The sequence below is a fragment of the Pseudomonas sp. NKUCC02_KPG genome, from assembly GCF_019345465.1.
Classification (GTDB): domain Bacteria; phylum Pseudomonadota; class Gammaproteobacteria; order Pseudomonadales; family Pseudomonadaceae; genus Aquipseudomonas.
The window spans coordinates 301,451-319,209 of record NZ_JAHKRC010000002.1 but is presented as its reverse complement, the minus strand read 5'-3'; the positions used below and the strand labels follow the sequence as shown (position 1 = coordinate 319,209).

Genomic DNA, 17,759 nt, shown 5'->3' with positions numbered 1-17,759 from the left:
GATGGAAATCAACCTCGACGACTTCCACTTTCTGCGCCCGGCCTGGCTGCTGCTGGCGGTTTTCGGCGCCCTGCTGCCGGCCGTGTGGCGACGCAGCCATGACCAGCAACGGCGCCTGCGGGCGATCATTGCCCCGCACCTGTTGCCGCACCTGTTGATCACCCCCCGGGACCCGCACCGCCTGCGCCCTGTGCACTTGACCGGCGCCTTGCTGATCATCGGCGCCATGGCTGCGGCAGGCCCCACCTGGGAGCAGGACCGCCCGGCGTTCCTGCAAAACCGCGCCCCGTTGATCATCGCCCTCGACCTGTCACCGTCGATGGATGCCAGCGATGTGCAGCCCACCCGGCTGCAAGCGGCCAAACACAAACTCCATGACCTGATCGCCCGACGCAGCGGTGCCCGCACGGCCCTGATTGCCTATGCGGGCAGCGCCCATCTGGTATTACCCGCCACCGACGATCCGCAACTGCTCGACAGCTTTATCCAGGCCCTGGGCACGGATCTGATCGCACGACCCGGCAAGAACGTGGCAGCCGTGATCGAACAGGCCAGGCGCCTGTTGCAGGCTGAAAACGCCCCCGGCACCTTGTTGTTGATCACCGACGGTGCCGACACGGCACAGCTGGACAGCCTCAAACCCCTGCTGCAGGGCAGCGCCTTGCAAGTGCTGGTACTGGCGGCAGGCAGCACCCATGGCGGAATAATCCGCGATGCCAGCGGCCAGCCGCGCACGGACAGCAATGGCCGACCGCAACTGGGCTCTTTCGACGGTGCCGCCCTCAAGCAATTGGCCGCAGCGACCGACGCGCCATTGGGCAGCCTGACCCTCAACGATGATGACCTGGACTGGATCGAAGGCCACGCCCGTCAGCACTTTCAGGCCGCCAGCGATGAGCAGCGCGAACTGCAGTGGAAAGACGCGGGTTACTGGCTCTGCGGGCCACTGCTGTTGATCGCGTTTTTTTCCGTGCGTCGCGGCTGGAGCCTGAACTGGAACGCCGTGCTGGTGATCGGCGCGGGCATGGCCCTGCAGCCGGCACCGGCACAAGCCAATGCCTTGACCGATGCGTTCTTCACCCGCGACCAGCAAGGACGCTGGGCCTTTGAACATCAGCACTATCCGGCTGCCGCCGACCTCTTCGTCGACCCCTACTGGAAAGGCATCGCCGCCTATAACGCTGCCGACTTCGATCTGGCACTGGCCAGCTTCGCGCAACTGAACACCCCCCAGGCGTACTTCTATCTGGGCAACATTTACGTCCGTCGCTTCAAGTTCGATCAGGCAATTGCTGCCTACCGCCAGGCGTTGATCCTGCAACCACAGTTCCCCGAAGCCAGTGCCAACCTGGCCCTGGCAATTGCACTGCAAAAAGACACTGACAGTGCCGAACAGAACACCCCCGAGGTCAAACCCGACGCCATCAAATTCGACAAGCAACCGGGCAAGGGTCAGAGCAAGCCGCTGCAAACCCGACAGGCTGCCAGCGATGAGCAATGGCTGGAAAACCTGACCACCTCCCCGGCCAATTTCTTGCGCCAAAAATTCAGCCTGCAAGACCAGAAGGTGGCGCCATGAAGCGCTATGCGTTGACGCTCATGCTGTTTACCGGCCTGGTGCTGGCCGATGAGCCTCAACTGCTGGTGCAAACCCGCCTGGTGCCGGGCGATACCGTCATGGTCGGCGAAGCGTTGCAGTTACAGGTCGATGTCCTGACCAACACCTGGTTCACCAGCGGTGCAACGCTGGCGCAATTGAGCCTTCCCGGCGCCGATATCACACAGCCCGATGGCGAAGCCGAACACCTCTCGCAAACCGTTCAAGGGCAGCCGTTCAGCGGCCTGCGCTACACCTACCGGATCACCCCGACGCTGGCCCAGAACTTCACTGTTGCGCCGCTGACCGTCCGCGCCACACCCGCCCAGGCCAGCCATGAGCTGTCGGGGCAAACCCCGGCACTGACTTTTCGCGCCAACCTGCCCGAGGGCTTCAGCCCCGGCGAACCGATACTGGTGGCCAGCGCCCTGCGCTTGAGTCAGACCTTCACTGCCCACAGCGGTCCGTTCAAGGTGGGTGACAGCCTCACCCGCACCCTGACGCTGCAGGCTGACGACACCCAGGGCCTGTCGCTGCCCGCCCCCAGCCTGATCGGCGTGGCAGGGCTCAGTGCCTACCCGCAAACCCCGCAGGTGAGCAATCGGGATGACGGTCGTGGCCGCTTCATCGGCGGACAACGCATCGATGCCGTGAGTTATCGGATTGAGCGCGAGGGCGACTTCAGCCTGCCGGCGATCAGCGTCAAATGGTGGGACAGCGTCAAACGCACGGTGCACACCAGCCAGGTCCCGGCAATCACCTTCAAGGCCACCGCCAACAGCAGCTACACCCCGGTGTTTTCCGTCGTTGAAGACCTCAGGCAACTGGGGCAACCGACCCGGCTGTACCTGCCCGGATCCGTGCTGGCTGCGGGTTCGGTCCTGCTGCTGGCGGCCCTCGTCTATCTGAACCGGCGCAGGATGCAACAGGGCATCACCACGGCACGACACTGGCTACGCTCCCGCCCCCCGCGCAAAACCTGGGGCTTGCGGCCCCTTAACCCCGTTCATGAAAAGGACTTCCCGAAATGAACACATCCACACCTGCCTCCTCAGTGGCTACACGGACGGTAGCGGCGCTGTTGTTTGCCCTGCCCCTGTTCGCCCTGGCCGCCGATCCATTGCCGTCCTGGAACGAAGGCCCCACCAAAACAGGCATCCTGGAGTTCGTGCAGACGGTCACCACACCCGACAGCAAGGGGTTTGTAGCACCCGAAGCGCGCATCGCCGTATTCGACAACGATGGCACCTTGTGGAGCGAGCAGCCGGGCTATTTTGAAGCGCTGTACGCTTTCGACGAAATCAGGCGCATGGCCGACCAGCACCCGGAGTGGAAAGACCGGCAACCGTTCAAGGCAGTCATCGAAAACGACCACAAGGCCATGGCCGAAGCAGGCATGGAGGGCCTGCTGGAAATTTTCATGGCCACCCACGCCGGGCTCACCACCGATGAGTTTCGCGACAACGTCCAGCGCTGGCTGAGCACTGCCCGCCACCCCACCAGCGGCAAGCCCTACACCGAGATGGTCTACCAGCCGATGCTGGAAGTACTTGCTTACCTGCGCAGCCAGGGCTTCAAACCCTACATCGTGTCCGGCGGTGACACCGGCTTTATGCGTGTGTTCGCCGAAGAGGTTTACGGCATCCCGCCTGAGCAGGTGATCGGCTCCTCATTCGTCACGCAGTACCAGGTCAAGGACGGCAAACCGTCCATTTTGCGCACCGCCAAAATCGCCCACAACGATGACGGCCCCGGCAAGCCGGTCAGCATCGACAGTGTGATTGGCCGTCGGCCGATCCTGGCGTTCGGCAACTCCGACGGCGACCTGCAAATGCTCCAGTGGACCGCTGCAGGCACAGGCCCGCGCTTTATGGGCCTGGTGCACCACACCGACGCCAAGCGCGAATGGGCTTATGACAGGGACTCAACAATCGGCCGCCTGGACAAGGCGCTCGATCAGGCAAAACAGCAGAACTGGACTATCGTCGATATGGCGTCGCAATGGCGGCACATCTATCCATTCGAGTCCGGCGTGAACGAGCAACAGCCATAAGAAAAACAGCCGTCTGCAGTGCACTAACCCAGTCAACAAGGAGCAAGTTGCATGACTCGAATAGCCAAGTGGTTACCTCCGCTAGCCTTGGTGGCGGCTTCAGTGATGGCGCTGTCTGCCACCGCTGTTGGCGCTGAGAAGCCCAACATTCTGGTGATTTTTGGCGATGACATTGGCCAGTCCAATATCAGTGCCTATTCCATGGGTGTGGTGGGCTACAAGACCCCCAACATCGACCGGATTGCCAAAGAAGGCATGATGTTCACCGACTATTACGCGGAGAACAGCTGCACCGCCGGACGATCATCATTTATCACCGGCCAGACTCCGTTGCGAACCGGCCTGTCCAAGGTCGGCATACCGGGGGCGCCGGTGGGCCTGCAAAAACGCGATATCACCATCGCCCAAGCACTCAAGTCCCAGGGCTACGCCACTGCACAGTTCGGTAAAAACCACTTGGGCGACCGCGACGAATACTTGCCGACCAATCATGGTTTTGACGAGTTTTTCGGCAACCTGTACCACCTCAATGCCGAGGAAGAACCCGAGCGCCCATACTGGCCCAAAGATGATCCTGCCTTCGTCAAGGCCACCTCGCCCCGGGGTGTGATCCACAGTTTCGCCGACGGCAAGATTGAAGACACCGGCGCCCTGACCGCCAAGCGCATGGAAACCATCGACGACGAAACCACCGCGGCGGCGCAAGCGTTCATCGAAAAGCAGGCCAAGGCCGACAAGCCTTTTTTTGTGTGGATGAACACCACCCGCATGCACGTCTTTACCCACGTGCGCGACTCGATGAAGGGCCAGAGTGGTATGCCCGGCAACGAGTACGCCGATGGCATGCTTGAGCATGACGGCGACGTCGGCAAACTGCTGAAAACCCTCGACGATCTCAAGCTCGCCGACAACACCATCGTGGTCTACACCACCGACAACGGGCCGAACCAGTTCTCCTGGCCCGACGCGGCTACCACGCCGTTCCGTAACGAGAAGAACTCCAACTGGGAAGGTGCATTCCGCGTCCCGGCGATCGTGCGCTGGCCGGGCAAGATCAAGGCCGGTGAAGTGAGCAACGAAATGTTCTCGGGACTGGACTGGTTCCCGACCCTGCTGGCAGTGGCGGGCGATGCCGATGTCAAAGACAAGTTGCTCAAGGGCTGGGCCCCGGTGGCAGGCGGCACCGACTTCAAGGTGCACCTGGACGGTTTCAACCAGCTGCCGTACCTGACCGGCCAGCAACCCAAGGGCAATCGCAACGAGTTCTACTACTTCAACGATGACGGCATGCTGGTCTCGATGCGTTTCGACAACTGGAAAGTGGTGTTCTGCGAACAGCGCGAACCGGGCGGCTTCAAGGTCTGGAGCGAGCCTTTCGTGTGCCTGCGGGTGCCGAAAATCTTCAACCTGCGCATGGACCCGTTCGAACGGGCTGACGTGGTCTCCGATCAGTATTACGACTGGAACACCAAAAACGTCTACTTGAACGAACTGGCAATCATGAAGGCTGCCAACTTCCTCGAAACCTTCGTCGATTACCCGCCTAGCCAGAAGCCGCCCAGCTTCAGTATCGATCAGGTACGCGCAGCGGTAGACGCCAAGATTGCGGAAAAAATGAAACATCAGCCAGCACAGTAAACCTGCCTCTGTGGGAGCGGGCTTGCCCGCTCCCACACGGGATCACGACTCATCCCCGAACTCCTTCCGCACAAGGCCCCCGCGCAATGCCGTCACCCTCCCCGACCCGCCGCACGACGCCGTTAATGCCTGCCTTGCTGCTCTTTATCTCTGGAACTGCAGCCCTGATTTACCAGGTGCTGTGGATCAAGCAACTGTCCCTGGTGATCGGTGTCGAGGTGTACGCGATCACCACCGGCATCAGTGCCTTCTTCGCAGGCCTGGCCCTGGGTGGGCTGCTGTTCGGGCGCTTTGCCGACCGGCTGGCCAAACCTTTGCTGCTCTATGCAGGGCTTGAGGTGGGCGTGGCGCTACTGGGAATTGCGACCACCCTGGGGCTGAGCCTTGCAGCAGCCCCCTTCGCCTGGCTTGAGCAAAAAGTCGGCCTGCTGGCCTGGCTGCTGCCCCTGTTGCTGGTAGGCCTGCCCGCATTGCTGATGGGCGGCACCCTGCCGGTACTGGTCCGCGCACTGGCGGCTGAGCCCCGGCATCTGGGCCAGGCCGGTGGCCGCCTGTACGCCGCCAATACCGCCGGGGCAATTGTCGGCACGCTGCTGACCGCCTTTGTGCTGATTGCCACCCTGGGCGTGCGGGGCAGTGCCTGTGCCGCTGCCTTGCTGAACGTGACAGCCGCCATTGGCGCATTGATCGTACAGCGTCGTTATCCGGCTCCCCTTGCCACCACCCCGTCGACGCAACCGTCACCGGCCCGGTTGGCGATGGTGCTGTACGCGATTGCAGGCGGTGTGGCGCTGGGCTACGAAGTGGTCTGGTCGCAATCGATCGTGCAATTCATGAGTACTCGCACCTACGCCTTTGCCGTGGTGCTGGCGACCTATCTGACCGGCTTGTTTGTCGGCAGCTGCCTGATGGCGCGCCGGGTCAATCGCCTGCGCGATCCCTGGGGCATTTTTGCCTTGCTGATCGCCGGGGCCGGGCTGGTCGCCCTGCTGGAAGTCGCCCTGCTCGGGCGCTGGCTGATCCTGCTGCAAACCCGGGTCGAAACCCTGGTGCTGGAGTTGGGCTTCACTGCGCTGGTGGGCATGAGCGCCCGTTTTGCGGTGGCGGCGCTGAGCATCGTGTTTGTCCCCACAGTGCTATTGGGCGCAGCGTTCCCGGTGGCGTTACGCCTGTGTGTGGGCCCGGACCGGGTCGGGCGAGATGTCGGCGCGGTCGTCGCCTTCAATACCCTGGGCGGGATTGTCGGCGTTGCACTCTGCGGCTTTGTACTGATCCCTTTGCTGGGGCTGGTGCGTACGCTGGGCCTGCTGGCACTCATCGCTGCAGCGGTTGGGTTTATCGCGGTACGCCAGGGTCACGGGGTCAAAAAAGGTCATCGCCAAGGGGTCATTGCGCTAAGCATGGCAGCGCTGCTGGTGGCCTGGCTGACCCCGGTCGACCGCATCGCCGACCTGTTGCCGGGGGCACGCAACGGCGAACTGGCGTTTTATGAAGAAGGCCGTGGCGGCACCGTCGCCGTGGTGACTCAAGGTAAAGGCGAGCGCCTCTTCCACCGCCTGTATATCCAGGGCGTATCCAACACCGGCGATGCCATGCCGTCCCTGCGCTACATGCGCATCCAGGCCCTGCTGCCATTACTGATCCACAACGGCGAGCCACGCTCGGCGCTGGTGATCGGTTTCGGCACAGGGATTACCGCCGGTGCCCTGCTGAGTTATCCGGCACTGGAACACCGGGTGGTGGCCGAGTTGCTGCCTTCGGTGGTCAACGCCTCTACGTTGTTCAAGGGCAACTTCGGTGCTGCTGCCAGCCCCGGCCTGCAGGTGCGTTTGCGCGACGGGCGCCAGGAACTCCTGCGCAGCAACCAGCGTTACGACCTGATCACCCTGGAGCCGCCACCACCGTCCGCTGCGGAGGTGGTCAACCTGTATTCCCGGGACTTCTATCAACTGGCCGCACAGCGCCTGGAACCTCAGGGGATCGTCGCGCAATGGCTGCCACTGCCGACCCAGAACATAGAGGACTCGCGCTCGCTGGTGCGCAGTTTTCTTGACGTGTTCCCGTACGCGACGCTCTGGAGCAGCGAGTTTCACGAAATGCTGCTGGTCGGCTCCCTGCAGCCGATTGAACTGGACGCCGCACGCATCAACGCCCGCTTCGAGCAGCCAGGGGTGCGCAGTGCCCTGCAGGATGTGGGCGTCGCTTCGTCGGCGGCCCTGCTGGCGACCTGGGTGACCGATCGTCAGGGGCTGGAACGTTTTGCTGCAGATGCGCCTGCCGTCACGGACGATCAACCACGCATCGAGTACGCTCCCTGGGTACGCTCCAAGGAAATCAGCCGGGTACTCCCGGCGTTGCTCGATCTGCGTCGCCCCGCACTTTTGCTCAACGCCGAGCCCGGATTTGTCGCGCGCATGAATGACCATCAGCAACGTCTGATGCAGTTTTACCGCTCAAGCCTGCATGCCTACGATGGCGACCGCGAGGCATGGGCCAGGGACATCCGCGAAGTGATGCGCGGTGATGGCGCCAACCCCTATTACCGCTGGTTTGTCGGTGAACGCTAAAGCCATTTGGATACGGAAGTCGCAATGCCCAAAACTAAAACTATAAAAGCTGCAAACCAACCTGATTCGCGCCCTACCTTGATGAGCCGTTACCTGTTACCCGTCAGCGCGGTCCTGTTGCTGTTGGTGCTGGGCGGGCTGTGGTTTTATCTCAACCGCCCGGCCCCGGTCGTGACGCCGGTGCTTGAGCCCAAGGCGGTGGCCACGGCCCCCGTAGTCAGGCACATGCCCCCTGCGCAGATGGTCGACGAACAACAGTGCCAGGGCTGTCACAGCGCCCAGGCCAAGGACTGGCAAGGTTCCCATCACCAGTTGGCCATGCAGGGAGCCGACCCGCAGACCGTGCTGGCCGATTTCAACAATGCCACGTTCAAGGGCGAAGGCGAAAACACCCGGTTCTTTCGCAAGGGCGATGAGTTCTGGGTCAATACGCCGGGACCTGAAGGCAAGGCTGGCGACTTCAAGGTCGCCTACACCTTCGGCATTGCGCCGTTGCAGCAATATCTGATCGAAGTCAGCGACGGCAGGTTGCAAGCCCTGGGCGTGGCCTGGGATACCGAGAAAAACCGCTGGTTTCACCTTTATCCGGGCCAGGGGGTGGACTTCAAGAATCCATTGCACTGGAGCAAGCCCAGCCAGAACGCCAATTTTATGTGTGTGGAGTGCCACACCACCGGCTACAAGCGCAATTTTGACGCCGCGACCAACCGCTTCAACAGCCAGTGGAACAGCCTCGGCGTCGGTTGCCAGGCCTGCCACGGTCCGGCCTCCAATCACCTGCTGGCAGTGACTGACAACACCGGACTGCCCCACAGCGGGTTTGACGTCGACCTTAAAAACAAGGACGCCACCAGCGAGATCGAAACCTGCGCCCGCTGCCACGCCCGACGTGCCCCGCTGGGGGATGGTTTTACCGTGGGCAAACGCCTGATGGACGACTATCTGCCCAGCGTGTTGAACCGCGAACTGTATGCACTGGACGGCAAGATCAAGGATGAAGTGTTTGAACACGGCTCCTTCGCGCAAAGCAAAATGTTCGACAAGGGTGTGCGTTGCAGCAATTGCCACAACCCTCACAGCACTCAATTGAAAGCGCCGGGCAATGGCGTGTGCCTGCAATGTCACAACAGCGCAGGCAAGGCAGCGGTTGCCGGGATTGACGACAAGGGACTGCAAGCCAAGCGCTACGACTCGATCGAACACCATCGCCATACCGAAGGCCAGCCGGGCTCGCAGTGCGTGGATTGCCATATGCCCGGCAAGCTCTACATGGGCAACGATTTCAGGCATGACCACAGCTTCAGCATCCCCAACCCGGTACGGGCCAAAACCCTCGGCACCCCGGACGCCTGCCTGACCTGCCATCAGGGCAAAGTGCAAGACACGGTGACTGAACAATTCAAGCTCTGGACTGCCCATGAAGGGCCACAGGCCGCCCGTTACGACGAAAGTTTAGGATTGATTCGCGGCGGCAAGCCCGGTGCGGCACAAGCGTTGTACGAGCAATTGCGGCGCGGCAACCTGCCGGCCATTCAACGGGCAACCCTGTTGACAGAACTGGCTAACTACCCCAGTGAGTCCGCCTTGAAACTGGCCACCAGGGACTTGAACAACCCGGCACCTCAAGTGCGTGAAAGTGCAGTGCGGGCGGTCAGCGCCTTTTTGCCTGCAACCGAACGCGTCACCTTGCTCGGCCCGCTATTGAGTGACAGCGTGCGGGCGGTGCGCATCATCGCCGCCCGTAACGTACAAGGGGCGGCGCGTAACGGCCTGGGGGCATATCAAGGGGCCTGGGACAACGCCATCGCTGAATACGAAACGGTGCAATTGAGCCTGGCCGAACGGGCCGAGTCCAACCTCAACCTGGCCATGCTGTATCAGGCCAGTGGTCGCAATGCCGAGGTTGAACCCAAACTGCGCGCCGCGCTGCTGCGTGACCCTGACTTTTTCCCTGCGGTGGTCACGCTGGCCCAGTGGCTGGAAGCCAGTGGCCGCAGTGCCGAGGCGATGGCCTTGCTCAGCGACACGATCAAGACACACCCGCAAACAGCACTGCTGCAACACAGCCAGGGGCTGGCGTTGATTCGGGCGGGCCAGCCCAAGCAAGCCATGTCAGCCTTGCAGCAGGCCGTGACACTGGAACCTGACAACGCCCAATACCGTTATGTGCTGGCAGTGGCGTTGCACCAGAACGGTCAGGTCGGGCCGGCGTGTGAGCACATGGAAGAACTGCTCAAACGCCAACCGGCATTTCGCGATGCGCGGCTGGCGTTGATCCAGTTTTACCTCGACAGCGGCCAGGAGCCCAAGGCACAGGCGGTGCTGCAGGCATGGAAAAAGATCAACCCTGAGGACGTGGCGTTGAAATGAGTCGTCGTAAACTCAGGCGTTAAACCTGGCTATGTTCCTCAGCGGCTACAGTGCGCCAATCCTGTAGATACTCTGTTGCCAGCCGACCTGTTCAGAGAAATGTGCTTCGCTAAAGAGGTCGGCCTGAAGGTCGCCTCGGCGGGCAGTTGATCTTGTTTATGCACTGTTTTTTTGATCGGCCTGCCCTTCTTGGCGTCCGCTGCAAGGAGTCAGGTCCAGTTTTAGCGCCAACATACAAGATGGTTGTGACATGTTGAATGTGTTGGGTTGGCGATTGCAGCCTGCATAGAAAAACACCCCAGTGCAGGGTTTTACGACGGCTGCGTCTACAGGATTCGTCGTCCATCCCTCTACGTAGCAGTTGACGAGTAGAACGAGGCTACGTTCGATCGCGCAGCGGTCGCAAAACAGGTACACGCGCAGTGCCTGATTAACTGTGCAAGCTGATTTCACGACTGCTGCATCGCAGTGGCGCACCAAGCCGAACGCAGCCTCGCACGGCTCGTCAGCGACTACAGGACTCGCCAACAACTCCGTGTTGTAGCCGCTGACGAGTAGAACGAGGCTGCGATCGAGCGCGCAGCGGTCGCAAAACCAGTACACACGCAGTACCTGATTAACCGTGCAAGCCGATTCCACGACTGCTACGTCGCAGTGGCGCTCCAAGCCCAGCGCAGCCTCGCACGGCTCGTCAGCGACTACAGAATTCGCCAACAACTCCGTGTTGTAGCCGCTGACGAGTAGAACGAGGCTGCGTTCGAGCGCGCAGCAGTCGCAAAACCAGTACACACGCAGTACCTGATTAACCATGCAAGCCGATTCCACGAGTGCTACGTCGCAGTGGCGCACCAAGCCGAACGCAGCCTCGCCCACCAACCAGGCCGGCCGGTCGGCCGCCTCGGCGTGCACTGCTTTTGATCTGCCCGCCCCTTCGGGAGGCCGAGAGGAGGTTCTGCGCAGTGGGTCGACCGGCATGGATGCCGGGAGAGCCGTGTTGGGCCAGGGATGGCCCGTCACGGCGGGCCCACGGAGCGGGACCGGAGCGAGGGACACCTGAGCGCAGCGAAGGCCGTACGCAGGGGCGAAAGCGCTTTGGTTACTTTGCCGCTTTTGCAAAGTGACTCGCTGTAAGAGCGAAACCATCATTTCAGTTAACTGCGGATGCCGGATATGTACCCCGTGTGCCAGTTGTTTTGCGATGCGCCCGCACCTATGCCGAGTACATATCCATTCAATACGTCACGATTTTCTACGGGTTCCGCCCTCACTCCGGCACTGTCATGGAGGGCACGCCTCGACGGGCCATCCATGGCCCATCGCGGCTCTGGACGGCTACAGCATGTATGCATGATTCACCTCCCCGCCATCCGCTCCAGGCTGTTGCTCAAGTGCAGCAGCATGGCGGCGCGGGCGGCGTCGGGGTCCTGTCGGCGAATGGCACGCAAGATCGCCTCATGCTCCAGCACCGCCATTTGACCCAATTTCATCAAATCGGTGTCGCCACGCTCCTCGGCGTCAATCCGTGTGCGGGGGATCACGGAACGCCCGAGCTGGGAAATGATGTCGGTGAAATAGGTATTGCCCGTGGCCTGGGCGATCAGGTTGTGAAATCGCTGATCGGGTTCGACGCTGCTGTCGTTATTGGCCAGTGAACTCTGGTAGTCATCCAGCGCCTGACGCATTTGCAGCAGTTGGCCCTCTGTTCGGCGCACGGCCGCCAACGCTGCAGCTTGTGTCTCCAGCCCCATGCGCAACTCGATGATGCCGCGCACGCTGTGCGCAGTATCGCGCTTGAGGTGAATGCCCTGGCGCTGATCGCGCTCCAGCACGAAGGTGCCGATCCCGTGCCGGGTTTCAACCAGTCCCGAAGCCTGCAATTTCGAGATCGCCTCGCGCACGACGGTGCGGCTGACACCATGCTCACGCACGATGATGGATTCGGAAGGCAGCTTCTCTCCGGGAGCCAGTTGGCCCAGCAGGATTCGCTGAGTGAGCTCGGCCACGATGTCGTGGGCCAGGCCAGGGGAACGCTTGCGGGTCGATGCGCCTTGCGGGTCTTGCATGGGAAACCCCCTTCAGAGATGGCAGCCTGATATTAGCATCTCACACACCTCAACATGTATGACAACCTATCTTTTGATCGGTAAATACCGCCACACAAAACCTAGCGTTTGCTTCGGTTCGCCTCAAAAAACCTCCAGCAAACAGCTCTAAAAGCGCTCTAAACAGGGAAAAAACCTGTTAAATGCATTTAAAACCTGTTTTTTATAACTTATCGGTTTGTTACGAGGCATTGCGATGACAAAAGTCAACTCGTATGATGTCCGTCAACCGAAGGCGCATCCTCCGGCACATATCACCCGCATAACAATAATCAGTGGGGCTTCGACTTGTGAACACTTCCAGCAATCCGTCTGCTGCGCACGCCAACGACCCCGTACTGGCGCGCGCGATCCAAAAGGTGAAGAGGCATGTGCTGCCGCTCTTCGTCATCATGTTTATCGTTAACTACATTGACCGCGTAAACATCGGCTTTGTGCGCACCCACATGGAGCACGACCTGGGTATTGGCGCAGCCGCCTATGGCTTCGGTGCCGGTCTGTTCTTCATCGGCTACGCGCTGTTTGAAGTGCCGTCCAACATGCTGCTGCAAAAAGTCGGCGCCCGTATCTGGCTGACCCGGATCATGTTCACCTGGGGCATCACCGCAACCCTGATGGCCTTTATCCAGAACGAAACCCACTTTTATATCCTGCGCTTTCTGCTCGGCGTGGCCGAAGCGGGATTCTTTCCAGGAGTGATCTACTACTTCACCCGCTGGCTGCCTGGCGCCGAGCGTGGCAAGGCGATTGCCATCTTCCTCAGCGGTTCGGCACTGGCGTCCCTGATCTCGGGCCCGTTGTCCGGCCTGCTATTGCAAATCACCGGCATGGGCCTGCATGGCTGGCAGTGGATGTACATCATCGAAGGCATGGCCTCGGTGTTTTTGTGCGGCTTTGTCTGGTACTGGCTGGACTCAAAGCCCCATGACGCCAAATGGCTCAGCCGTGAGGAACAAGATGCCCTGGTGAACGAGATTGACCGCGAGCAGCGCGAGCGGGATGCCGTCAACATCGTCAAACCGAGCATGCTCAAGCTGCTCAAGGACCGCCAGATCATGCTGTTCTGCGCGATCTATTTCTGCATCCAGCTGACCATTTACGCCGCGACCTTCTGGCTGCCCAGCATCATCAAGAAAATGGGTGACTTGAGCGACATGCAGGTGGGCTTTTTCAACTCGATCCCGTGGCTGATTTCCATTATTGCCATGTATGCGTTTGCGTCACTGGCCAGCCGCTTCAAATACCAGCAGGCCTGGATTGCGACGGCCCTGCTGATTGCTGCCCTGGGCATGTTCCTGTCGACCACCGGCGGCCCGATATTTGCGTTTATTGCCATCTGCTTCGCCGCCATCGGTTTCAAATCGGCATCGGCGCTGTTCTGGCCCATCCCCCAAGGTTATCTGGATGCACGCATCGCGGCAGCCGTGATCGCACTGATCAACTCCATCGGCAACCTCGGCGGATTCGTTGCGCCCACCACTTTCGGTTTCCTGGAGCAAACCACCGGTTCGATCCAGGGCGGGCTCTATGGCCTGGCCGGTACATCGATCATTGCGGCAATCATCGTGTTCTTTGCCAAGACCAAACCCACCCCCGCTGCTGCGCCCCCCGCCGCCCTGCAACCTGCCTGACAAGGAACAGACAATGAACGCCGAACATCAACACCACGCCACAAAAGCCCCGATCGTCACCAGCCTGCAGGTTATCCCGGTGGCCGGTCATGACAGCATGCTGCTCAACCTCAGCGGCGCCCACGGCCCTTTCTTTACCCGCAATATCGTTATTCTCAAGGACAGCAGCGGCAATGTCGGCGTTGGCGAAGTGCCTGGCGGTGAACGCATCCGCGAGACCCTGGAAGACGCACGCAATCTGGTCGTGGGCCAGCCCATCGGCAACTACCAGAGCATTCTCAACGCCATGCGTACCACCTTCGCCGCCCGTGACTCGGCGGGTCGTGGCCTGCAGACTTTTGACCTGCGCATCACCATCCACGCCGTCACGGCAATGGAGGCAGCCCTGCTCGACTTGCTCGGTCAGTTCCTGGAAGTGCCAGTGGCAGCCCTGCTCGGCGAAGGCCAGCAACGGGATGCGGTAAAGATGCTCGGCTACCTGTTTTACATTGGCGATCGCCAGCAGACCGATCTGGCCTACCGCGATGAAGCCGAGGCTGATGACTGGTTCCGTCTGCGCCATGAAAAAGCCCTGACCCCGCAAGCCATCGTCCGCCTGGCAGAAGCGGCTCAGGCCAAATATGGCTTTAACGACTTCAAGCTTAAAGGCGGCGTGCTGCGCGGTGCCGAAGAGATCGAAGCGGTCACCGCACTGGCCGAACGCTTCCCCACTGCCCGCATCACCCTGGACCCCAATGGCGCCTGGTCACTCAAGGAGGCCGTGGCCCTGTGCCGCGATCAACACCGCGTACTGGCCTATGCCGAAGACCCCTGCGGTGCCGAAAACGGTTACTCGGGACGCGAGGTGATGGCCGAGTTCCGTCGCGCTACCGGGTTGCCCACCGCCACCAACATGATTGCCACGGACTGGCGCGAGATGGGTCACGCCATTCAATCCCAGGCCGTGGATATTCCCCTGGCCGACCCGCACTTCTGGACCATGCAAGGTTCGGTACGCGTCGCGCAAATGTGCCACGAGTGGGGCCTGACCTGGGGCTCGCACTCCAACAACCACTTTGATATTTCCCTGGCCATGTTCACCCAGGTCGCAGCCGCCGCACCGGGAGAAATCACCGCCATTGATACTCACTGGATCTGGCAGGATGGTCAGCGCCTGACCCGCGAGCCGCTGAAAATTGTCGACGGTCACATCAAGGTTCCGGCCAGACCCGGCCTGGGCGTGGACATCGACATGGACGCCGTGGCCAAGGCCCACGAACTGTACAAAGGCATGGGCCTTGGCGCACGGGACGATAGCGTCGCCATGCAGTACATTGTTCCGGGCTGGAAATACGACAACAAAAAACCCTGTCTTGTGCGCTGAGCACCCCACAGCGCATTTAGCACTCTAGCGAGGATCGAAACGATGTCGACCGTAACTGGCCACAACTTTATCGGTGGCAGCCGCAGCGCTGCCGGAACCGTCACGGTACAAAGCCTGGATGCCAGCACCGGAGAGGCACTGCCTGTGCTCTTTTATCAGGCCACGCCAGAAGAAGTGGACCGTGCCGCCAACGCCGCCGCCGAGGCCTTTGTACCGTTTCGCCAACTGTCTCCTGAACGCCGCGCCGAATTCCTGGACGCCATTGCTGACGAAATAGATCAGCTGGGCGACGACTTTGTCGCCCTGGTGTGCAGGGAAACCGCCCTGCCCGCAGGACGCATTCAAGGTGAGCGCGGCCGTACCAGCGGGCAAATGCGCCTGTTCGCAACCGTGCTGCGCCGTGGCGACTTTTTAGGCGCACGGATCGATCTGGCCCTGCCGGATCGCAAACCGCTGCCACGGGTGGATCTGCGTCAGTACCGGATCGGCGTCGGGCCTGTGGCCGTCTTCGGTGCCAGCAACTTTCCACTGGCCTTTTCCACTGCCGGTGGCGACACCGCGGCCGCCTTTGCAGCGGGCTGCCCGGTGGTTTTCAAGGCACACAGCGGGCACATGGCAACCGCCGACCAGGTGGGCTGCGCAATTATTCGTGCGGCTGAAAAGACCGGCATGCCCAAGGGCGTGTTCAACATGATCTTCGGCGCCGGAGTCGGCGAACAGCTGGTCAAGCACCCGGCCATCCAGGCCGTGGGCTTTACCGGGTCGCTGCACGGCGGCAACGCACTGAGCAAAATGGCCGCCGAACGCGAGCAACCCATCCCGGTATTCGCCGAGATGTCGAGCATCAACCCGGTGATCCTGCTGCCTCAGGCCCTGGCCTCACGCAGCGAGGCTGTCGCCAAAGACCTGTCGGCATCGGTCACTCAGGGCGGCGGACAGTTCTGCACCAATCCCGGCCTGGTGATCGGCCTGCGTAGCGCCCAGTTCTCTGCCTTTGTCGAGCAACTGACCCGGCACATGGCCGAACAGACGCCGCACACCCTGCTCAACGCAGGCGGGCTGCGCAACTACGCCAAGGGCGTGGAGCATCTGCTCAGCCATCCGGGCATCACCCACCTGGCCGGCCACACCCAGTCGGGATCGCAAGCGCAACCACAATTGTTCAAGGCCGATGTCAGCCTGCTGCTGGACAAGGATCCGTTGTTGCAGGAGGAGGTGTTTGGTCCCACGACCATCCTTATCGAAGTCGACAGCGATGCGCAGTTAAAAGCGGCCCTGCTGGCCTTGCGCGGCCAATTGACCGCCACCCTGATCGGCGAGCCGGATGACCTTGCGCAGTATCAGTGGCTGGTGCCGATCCTTGAGCAAAAGGTCGGGCGGATTCTGGTCAATGGCTACCCTACCGGCGTCGAAGTGTGCGACGCGATGGTTCACGGCGGCCCATACCCGGCGACTTCCGACTCACGCGGTACGTCGGTTGGCTCATTGGCGATTGACCGTTTCCTGCGTCCGGTCTGCTACCAGAACTATCCCGACGCCCAACTGCCCGAAGCGTTGCAAAACAGCAACCCGTTGGGTTTGAAGCGTCTGGTGAACGGCGAGTGGAGTTCCCTGGCGATCAAATAGGGCTCGGTATTGGCCTGGAGGCGCCAGCATATGGCGCCTTTTTTATGCCTGAAAATTGGATCCAATATCAAATTTCAGGCAAAAAAAAGCCCAAGTAGCTGATGGAAACTTGGGGCTTAAAAATGCATAAACCGTGGTAGGTGAACGCAGGGCGATCTTACCCTATCGTAACAATCAGTAACAAGTGATTCTGCACAATTTATTTCAAACCAATACTGACCTAAGTCATTAAATAGCCACGTTTTTTATTTGTTTTTTGGATCCAGTCTTATTCCAAATTGCTATCACCGCGCTATTTATGGGTATTTTTTACCCATATCTCGCAGCCCTGTGCTCAACCTGGAAAATTGCTTCGCAGCGCCGTCAGCCCGCCCTGATAGATACCTGTAAACAGCTCTTGGGCCTCGTCATCGCTTACCCCGTTCGGGGTAAACCGCCCCGACCAGATCACCCGGGAACCTGCGCCGTGGGCTTCCACACGCAGAGTGGCCAGGTAATCCGTCACCGGGAACGGCGCCTGAGTAATGGAGTAGCTGTAGGTCTTGCTCCCGTTGTCGAAGCTTTCAAGCCGTTCGACAATCACCGTACCGTCCTCGGTACGCAGAGTACGCAAGCGCCCGCCTTCACTCAGTTCGCTTTTTACAACAAACGACAACCAGTCCGGCAGCGAGCCAAAGCCGCCGATCAATTGCCAGACCTGATCGGCTGGAGCGGGAATATCGATAGTTGCGGATGCGGTTGCCATGTGGGGATTCTCCATCAGTCAGTGATTTGTCGTCGGCACTTGGTTTGCGGGTTGAACCAAACCGAAA

12 protein-coding genes are annotated in these 17,759 nt (G+C 60.7%); 9 read left to right on the top strand and 3 right to left on the bottom strand.

What is annotated here, in order from left to right; genetic code table 11:
* The first annotated feature begins 1 nt into the window (after position 1).
* The 6 genes from KO536_RS04370 to KO536_RS04345 all read left to right on the top strand — a co-directional run bounded on the left by KO536_RS04370 (position 2) and on the right by KO536_RS04345 (position 10,225).
* A complete protein-coding gene (locus KO536_RS04370; protein WP_219261217.1) occupies positions 2-1,579 on the top strand; it encodes a VWA domain-containing protein in 1,578 nt (525 codons plus the stop codon).
* Complete coding sequence (locus KO536_RS04365; protein ID WP_219261216.1) at positions 1,576-2,628, top strand: hypothetical protein; 1,053 nt, start codon at positions 1,576-1,578, stop codon at positions 2,626-2,628. The genes KO536_RS04370 and KO536_RS04365 overlap by 4 nt, the downstream gene beginning before the upstream one ends.
* A complete protein-coding gene (locus tag KO536_RS04360; RefSeq protein WP_219261215.1) occupies positions 2,625-3,650 on the top strand; it encodes an HAD family phosphatase in 1,026 nt (341 codons plus the stop codon). The genes KO536_RS04365 and KO536_RS04360 overlap by 4 nt, the downstream gene beginning before the upstream one ends.
* Before the next feature lie 51 nt (positions 3,651-3,701).
* Complete coding sequence (locus tag KO536_RS04355; RefSeq protein ID WP_219261214.1) at positions 3,702-5,288, top strand: arylsulfatase; 1,587 nt, start codon at positions 3,702-3,704, stop codon at positions 5,286-5,288.
* An 86-nt stretch (positions 5,289-5,374) separates the two neighbouring features.
* Positions 5,375-7,855 carry a fused MFS/spermidine synthase gene (locus KO536_RS04350; protein WP_219261213.1) on the top strand — a complete coding sequence of 827 codons (2,481 nt, stop codon included), beginning with the start codon at positions 5,375-5,377 and terminating at the stop codon, positions 7,853-7,855.
* A 24-nt stretch (positions 7,856-7,879) separates the two neighbouring features.
* On the top strand, positions 7,880-10,225 hold the full coding sequence (locus tag KO536_RS04345; RefSeq protein WP_219261212.1) for a tetratricopeptide repeat protein: 2,346 nt from the start codon (positions 7,880-7,882) through the stop codon (positions 10,223-10,225).
* A gap of 156 nt (positions 10,226-10,381) precedes the next feature.
* Here KO536_RS04345 and KO536_RS04340 read toward each other — a convergent pair whose 3' ends face one another.
* Positions 10,382-11,035, bottom strand: coding sequence for a hypothetical protein (locus KO536_RS04340; RefSeq protein ID WP_219261211.1), 654 nt, complete (start codon positions 11,033-11,035; stop codon positions 10,382-10,384).
* 542 nt (positions 11,036-11,577) lie between these two features.
* Positions 11,578-12,288, bottom strand: a complete 711-nt coding sequence (locus tag KO536_RS04335) for a FadR/GntR family transcriptional regulator (RefSeq protein WP_219261210.1) — start codon at positions 12,286-12,288, stop codon at positions 11,578-11,580.
* Between the two features lie 329 nt (positions 12,289-12,617).
* Here KO536_RS04335 and KO536_RS04330 point away from each other — a divergent pair, with 329 nt between their 5' ends.
* From KO536_RS04330 to KO536_RS04320, 3 genes are read left to right on the top strand one after another with little or no spacing between them, the layout of a single operon-like run.
* Positions 12,618-13,958, top strand: a complete 1,341-nt coding sequence (locus tag KO536_RS04330) for an MFS transporter (protein ID WP_219261209.1) — start codon at positions 12,618-12,620, stop codon at positions 13,956-13,958.
* A 13-nt stretch (positions 13,959-13,971) separates the two neighbouring features.
* Positions 13,972-15,321, top strand: a complete 1,350-nt coding sequence (gudD, locus tag KO536_RS04325; protein ID WP_133077588.1) for a glucarate dehydratase — start codon at positions 13,972-13,974, stop codon at positions 15,319-15,321.
* Between the two features lie 42 nt (positions 15,322-15,363).
* Positions 15,364-16,947: an aldehyde dehydrogenase (NADP(+)) gene (locus KO536_RS04320; RefSeq protein ID WP_219261208.1), complete on the top strand. Its 1,584-nt coding sequence runs from the start codon at positions 15,364-15,366 to the stop codon at positions 16,945-16,947.
* Positions 16,948-17,281: 334 nt separating this feature from the next.
* Here KO536_RS04320 and KO536_RS04315 read toward each other — a convergent pair whose 3' ends face one another.
* On the bottom strand, positions 17,282-17,692 hold the full coding sequence (locus tag KO536_RS04315) for an SRPBCC family protein (protein WP_219261207.1): 411 nt from the start codon (positions 17,690-17,692) through the stop codon (positions 17,282-17,284).
* Positions 17,693-17,759: the final 67 nt, after the last annotated feature.

What these genes read in the sequence shown, in the direction of transcription:
- KO536_RS04340 (WP_219261211.1), bottom strand. Translation starts at nt 11,035, where the DNA reads ATGGTTAATCAGGTACTGCGTGTGTACTGGTTTTGCGACTGCTGCGCG.
- KO536_RS04350 (WP_219261213.1), top strand. Translation starts at nt 5,375, where the DNA reads ATGCCGTCACCCTCCCCGACCCGCCGCACGACGCCGTTAATGCCTGCC.
- KO536_RS04360 (WP_219261215.1), top strand. Translation starts at nt 2,625, where the DNA reads ATGAACACATCCACACCTGCCTCCTCAGTGGCTACACGGACGGTAGCG.
- KO536_RS04335 (WP_219261210.1), bottom strand. Translation starts at nt 12,288, where the DNA reads ATGCAAGACCCGCAAGGCGCATCGACCCGCAAGCGTTCCCCTGGCCTG.
- KO536_RS04320 (WP_219261208.1), top strand. Translation starts at nt 15,364, where the DNA reads ATGTCGACCGTAACTGGCCACAACTTTATCGGTGGCAGCCGCAGCGCT.
- KO536_RS04365 (WP_219261216.1), top strand. Translation starts at nt 1,576, where the DNA reads ATGAAGCGCTATGCGTTGACGCTCATGCTGTTTACCGGCCTGGTGCTG.
- KO536_RS04370 (WP_219261217.1), top strand. Translation starts at nt 2, where the DNA reads ATGGAAATCAACCTCGACGACTTCCACTTTCTGCGCCCGGCCTGGCTG.
- KO536_RS04315 (WP_219261207.1), bottom strand. Translation starts at nt 17,692, where the DNA reads ATGGCAACCGCATCCGCAACTATCGATATTCCCGCTCCAGCCGATCAG.
- KO536_RS04355 (WP_219261214.1), top strand. Translation starts at nt 3,702, where the DNA reads ATGACTCGAATAGCCAAGTGGTTACCTCCGCTAGCCTTGGTGGCGGCT.
- gudD (WP_133077588.1), top strand. Translation starts at nt 13,972, where the DNA reads ATGAACGCCGAACATCAACACCACGCCACAAAAGCCCCGATCGTCACC.
- KO536_RS04345 (WP_219261212.1), top strand. Translation starts at nt 7,880, where the DNA reads ATGCCCAAAACTAAAACTATAAAAGCTGCAAACCAACCTGATTCGCGC.